This is a genomic window from Nitrosomonas nitrosa (genome assembly GCF_003051105.1).
Lineage (GTDB): Bacteria > Pseudomonadota > Gammaproteobacteria > Burkholderiales > Nitrosomonadaceae > Nitrosomonas > Nitrosomonas nitrosa.
The window spans coordinates 1-5323 of sequence record NZ_QAOO01000057.1 but is presented as its reverse complement, the minus strand read 5'-3'; the positions used below and the strand labels follow the sequence as shown (position 1 = coordinate 5323).

5 protein-coding genes are annotated in these 5323 nt (G+C 46.4%); 1 reads left to right on the top strand and 4 read right to left on the bottom strand.

Features of this window, described 5'->3' with window-relative positions; translation table 11 throughout:
• Positions 1 to 239: 239 nt before the first annotated feature.
• The 4 genes from C8R30_RS15340 to rimO form a co-directional block, all read right to left on the bottom strand.
• Positions 240 to 1424: a DesA family fatty acid desaturase gene (locus C8R30_RS15340; RefSeq protein WP_090671909.1), complete on the bottom strand. Its 1185-nt coding sequence runs from the start codon at positions 1422 to 1424 to the stop codon at positions 240 to 242.
• Between the two features lie 200 nt (positions 1425 to 1624).
• Positions 1625 to 2164, bottom strand: a complete 540-nt coding sequence (locus tag C8R30_RS15335) for a pseudouridine synthase (protein WP_107790530.1) — start codon at positions 2162 to 2164, stop codon at positions 1625 to 1627.
• A gap of 35 nt (positions 2165 to 2199) precedes the next feature.
• Entirely contained in the window at positions 2200 to 2652 is a 453-nt protein-coding gene (sixA, locus tag C8R30_RS15330) for a phosphohistidine phosphatase SixA (protein WP_107783239.1), read from the bottom strand.
• 43 nt (positions 2653 to 2695) lie between these two features.
• On the bottom strand, positions 2696 to 4018 hold the full coding sequence (gene rimO / locus C8R30_RS15325; RefSeq protein WP_107783240.1) for a 30S ribosomal protein S12 methylthiotransferase RimO: 1323 nt from the start codon (positions 4016 to 4018) through the stop codon (positions 2696 to 2698).
• 326 nt (positions 4019 to 4344) lie between these two features.
• On the opposite strand from rimO, the gene C8R30_RS15320 reads away from it, so the two are divergent.
• Complete coding sequence (locus C8R30_RS15320) at positions 4345 to 5079, top strand: hypothetical protein (RefSeq protein WP_107790529.1); 735 nt, start codon at positions 4345 to 4347, stop codon at positions 5077 to 5079.
• Positions 5080 to 5323: the final 244 nt, after the last annotated feature.

The window sequence follows — 5323 nt, the reverse complement described above, 5'->3', positions numbered from 1 at the left end:
ATAGGTGAAAGTTTCGATAGCTCTAATTCTACCGAATCACTTATGTGGTGGGGGTATTTCCTTGCATTGACATGAGTGAATCGCGATTCTTGGGTTCTTATACGCAAGAGCAGTACGATGTCATCTTGATATGAAGCAGGCGATGAGAGGGGAGTTTTATAGATTAGCTGAGCTTAAAATCAAACACGGGCAGAGAATTTAATCAGGTTATATCCTCTGCCCTTCGGTAATGAGTCTAGTTATGCATAAGAGCGTAACCGGCGTGAGAATTGTTGTAACGCCTCGATTCCGCTTTCTTCCGCACGATGGCACCAGTCTTCTAATTGTTTGACCAGCTCATCTTTGGACGCAGTTGAACGTTGCCAAATCGCCATCAGCTCTTCACGCATCGTGTAGGCCTTATCGAGATTCCTGGTTTTACTGAGAACCAGGCTTAGCTTAGCACGTTCTTCTTCCTGCAAGGTTTTTGCATCGGCAAGTACCCACCGTTTCAGGGTGGTGCCATCTATGCCGTGATGGCTCGCGACGTCTTTTAGATGATCAATTTCGTTTTTGAGCATCGATTTGAGTGATTGGGTATATTTCGCCAAGACTTCATAGCGGTGGGAAATAACCGCTTGAAGGGTATCGAAATCACATACCGTTTTGCTTTTGTCGAGATTAAGCTTGGGCGCTACTTTCTTGACAGTGGCCCATCCCATCATTTCAAGGAGGCGGATATATAACCAGCCAATATCGAATTCATACCATTTATTGGATAATCGGGCTGAAGTGGGGTAAGCATGGTGGTTGTTGTGAAGTTCTTCCCCTCCAATCAAGATTCCCCAAGGAACGATATTGCGGCTCGCATCTTCTGCTTGGAAATTACGGTAACCCCAGTAATGCCCAACACCATTGATGACGCCTGCGGCGAAAATGGGGGTCCAAAGCATTTGTACTGCCCAGATGGTAATGCCAATGGGGCCAAACAGAATAAAATTAATGATTAACAATAGCCCGACACCCGAAGCGCTGTATTTGGTATAAATATTCCGTTCAATCCAGTCATCCGGCGTGCCATGACCATATCTTTCCATGGTTTCTTTATTTTTGGATTCCAGTCGATAAAGCTCTGAACCTTCTGCTAAAACTTTTTTGATGCCAAATATCTGCGGGCTGTGCGGATCGTCTAACGATTCACATTTTGCATGGTGTTTGCGATGAATAGCAGTCCATTCTTTTGTGACCATACCGGTGGTAAGCCAAAGCCAGAAACGAAAGAAATGGCTTGGAACAGGGTGTAAATCTAGCGCTCTGTGAGCTTGATGGCGGTGTAGGAAAATTGTGATGCTTGCAATCGTGATGTGGGTCATGATCAAGGTAATGACAATATATCCCCACCACGGTAGATCAATTAGTCCCGAAAGTGCCGAAACGATGTCCATATTAATAATGTTCCTCCTGTTAAAATTGGACGATGATGCAAAGAAGCAATCTAAAGAGATGCTTTGGGTTAGTCAAGAAGTTTCGTGACATTTTTATTGTGGCTGTTTTTTCAATTTACTATTCACCGTCCGAAATTTAACCGAAAGTAACATCGCATTATTGCCGTAATGGGAGTTGGAGTAATCTGTTAGGCCATCCATTATTCAATCATGCACCATTGCCCGGGTGGTAAATCGGCAAGTGTATACTGGCCGATAGCGGTTCGAATCAAACGCAGGGTGGGAAACCCAATCGCTGCCATCATATGCCGTACCTGCCGGTTTTTTCCTTCGGTGAGCACCAGTTCCAGCCAGGAAGTGGGAATCTTTTTGCGGAATCGTATCGGTGGGGTTCGTGACCATAGTTGCATCGGTTCTAATATTGGACGAACTTTCGCAGGCAGAGTTCGATAGTTTTTTAATATTATTCCTTCACGTAACGGCTGAAGATCGGAAAGGGTAGGTGCGCCCTCTACCTGTGCCCAATAAGTCTTGGGTTGTTTGTATTTTGGGTCGGTAATTTTATGCTGCAGCTTTCCGTCATCGGTGAGAAGGACCAGCCCTTCACTGTCGGTATCGAGTCGTCCGGCAGGATAAAACTGAGGTATTGGAATGAAATCGGCAAGTGATGAGTAACCCGCCTGCGGAGTGAACTGACAAATAACGCCATAGGGTTTGTTGAACAGAATCAAGCGCGCCATCGCTCAATGAAAGTGAATGCATCAATCAACGATATCTACACCATATCGGGGTTGATGACCGCGCGTAGGATGATATTGCCGGTCGCAGCACTTTGCTTGCAGCTAAACCACCAAACAGCGCCTTTCTTGATGCTGAAGCCTGTATTTTTGTTACAAATCAATGAAGCGGCGATATTACCTAAAGTAGGTTGATGACCGACGACCAAAACTGCATTCTCTGCGTACGGCCAATGCGCTGCACTGATGACAGTATCGACGCTTGCACCGGTGCCGACCTCCGGGGTGGTTTCAAAATCATCACAGAGCGCCAAAGCCGTTTGTTGGGTGCGTGTGGCAGGGCTGACAATCATCCGCGTATGCTTGGGCAGTCTGGGTTTAAGCCACTGGGCCATGTTGTGCGCTTGCTTGAGTCCTTTCTCGGTCAGTTTGCGTGCGGCATCTGGATAGCCCTCTTCGGCTTCTGCATGACGCCAGAGTATAAGTTCCAAAATAATCTCCTCTCAAGGAAAGATAACGGCCATCGTGGACCAATTAAACAATTTCTGCCCAGAGATCATGTTCATCGGCATGAGTGACCCGCACCAAGACTTTATCGCCTTGTTGCAGTGACTGTCCATTTTGTACATAAACCAAGCCATCGATCTCCGGCGCATCGGCATGGCTGCGTGCGATCGCACCTAACTCATCGACATCGTCGACCAATACCTCCAGCGTTTTGCCTATTTTTTGTGCAAGCCGCTGAGCGCTGATTTCTGCTTGGATAGCCATCAGACGCGCCAAACGCTCCTGTTGCAATTCAGGCGCGATGTGATTGGGAAAATCGTTGGCAGCCGCCCCTTCGACGGGTGAATACATGAATGCTCCGACGCGGTCCAACTGGGCGATTTTAAGAAATTCCAATAGCTCATCGAATTCTTGTTCTGTTTCACCGGGGAAGCCGACAATAAATGTGCTCCGTAACGTCAGTTCAGGGCAAATTGCACGCCATTGCTGAATGCGCGAGAGCACATCCTCACTATTCGCAGGGCGTTTCATCAATTTGAGGATACGCGCATTGGCATGCTGGAAAGGGATATCCAGATAAGGGGTGATCTTCCCTGCGGCCATCAATGGAATGAGTTCATCCACATGTGGGTAAGGGTAGACGTAATGCAAGCGTACCCAAACTCCCAACTCCCCCAGAGCCTGAGCAAGCTCCGTGATGCGTGATTTTATGAATTCGCCTTTCCAAAATCCGGTGCGGTATTTCAGATCCACACCATAAGCACTGGTGTCCTGTGAAATGACCAGTAATTCCTTAACACCCGCATCCACCAGATTTTGCGCTTCCTGCATGACATCGCTGATGGGGCGGCTGACGAGATTGCCGCGCATACTGGGGATGATGCAAAAAGTACAACGATGGTTACAGCCTTCTGAAATTTTTACATAGGCATAATGTTTGGGCGTTAGCTTGATTCCCTGAGGCGGCACCAGGTCGACATACGGGTCGTGCAGCTTGGGTAAATGGGCATGAATCGCATCCATCACTTCATCGGCTGCTTGTGGGCCGGTTACCGCCAACACATTGGGATGAGTTTGCTTGACGATATTCCCTTTCGCACCAAGGCAACCGGTAACGATCACTTTACCGTTTTCGGTAAGTGCTTCACCAATCGCATCAAGCGATTCAGCAATCGCACTGTCGATAAAACCACAGGTGTTGACCACCACCAGATCGGAGTCTTCATAACTAGGTGATATGAGATAGCCTTCTGTGCGCAGACGCGTTAGGATGCGTTCAGAATCAACCGTGGCCTTGGGACAACCCAAGGAAACAAAACCAACCCGTGGGATTTTATTGCTTGTACTCATTCTATTTAGATTTTACCGGATTGCTTAAACAAGGTAGGAATAATAAATGGAGGCTTTTATACTGGAACCTATTCTGGACCGACATCATTTCTTAGCTTTTATAGATTTTCCCATGCAAGGGTTCGGCTAAATACCAAATTTTATATTATTCGATTAAAGTAAGTTATAGAATTTTAAGAAAAGTACGAAAATCCTGCCTTTATTTCTCTATGGCGCATTTTGCATCGCTGGTGTGATTGTGGGTGGAAATAGGGTAAGAACTGCGGTGAAAAACTGAAACTTGTTTTTTTAATTTTTAGCGTTAAAAAAATTGGGAGGTGATCATTATGATAGATGTTATCAGGCGAATCTTAGCTGTACTGCTATTGAGTAGCATATCTATTACTACGAATGCGCTTATACTGCAGCAAGCGCCATATTCCTTTGACGGAGTGGCAGGAGGAGATGGTTATATAAGTGTCGGTCCTACTGGTAGCCAAGTTGCGGAAAATTTCCAATTTACTGAAGATGTCGCGTTGACGAAGATTAGCTGGTGGGGTAATTACGATGCTGCCGCGCCGAATGACGAGTCATTTACGGTGCGTATCTTTGAAGATGGCGGATCTGGAAGTCCTGCTATTAATAATTTTCTGTATGAAACTGTTTTTTTAGGCTCGGGAGATGATAGCGAAGGATTCGTCGATCTGTTTGGCGGTGCTATTTTTCGTTACGACGTGAACGTCAATTGGTTATTGCAAGGTGGTGCCAATTATTATCTATCCATTTTCAGTAATGATGGAGGGCAGGATTGGTTTTGGCTGGAGAGCCAATTTGGCGATAGGCTGGGCTGGTATCGTGAAATGGATGATACCGATACTACTCATGTTCCCTGGATTCTAGACAGTCCGAACGCGCTCAATATGGCCTTCCGTCTTGAGGCTGAACAATTTACACGCATCCCGGAACCTGCCGTCTTATTTTTGTTTCTCATTCCATTATTGTGGCTATTTAGGCGGGAAATAAGCGCAAATAAAATTTACCCACGATTCAGTGGGCGTCCATTCCATTACCTAGGCGCATAGTCCTGGTAGAGAATGCCGGTTGGTGGGGCCATCAGCAGCAAGTGGCTGCTGGCAGATGGCAGATGGCAGATGGTTCGAATTTCTATCGTGCAGCGTTTATCAATGAAAACAGTCATTAGATCGGACGGCGGTCGAGCCCCACCTAAATACAGACCACCTGATCCCAGCGATTTTAAGATGACCCCAATTTAAAGATCAGACGTAATCCAGATCGGGGAAAGAAGGTTTTGGTAGCATTGATTTC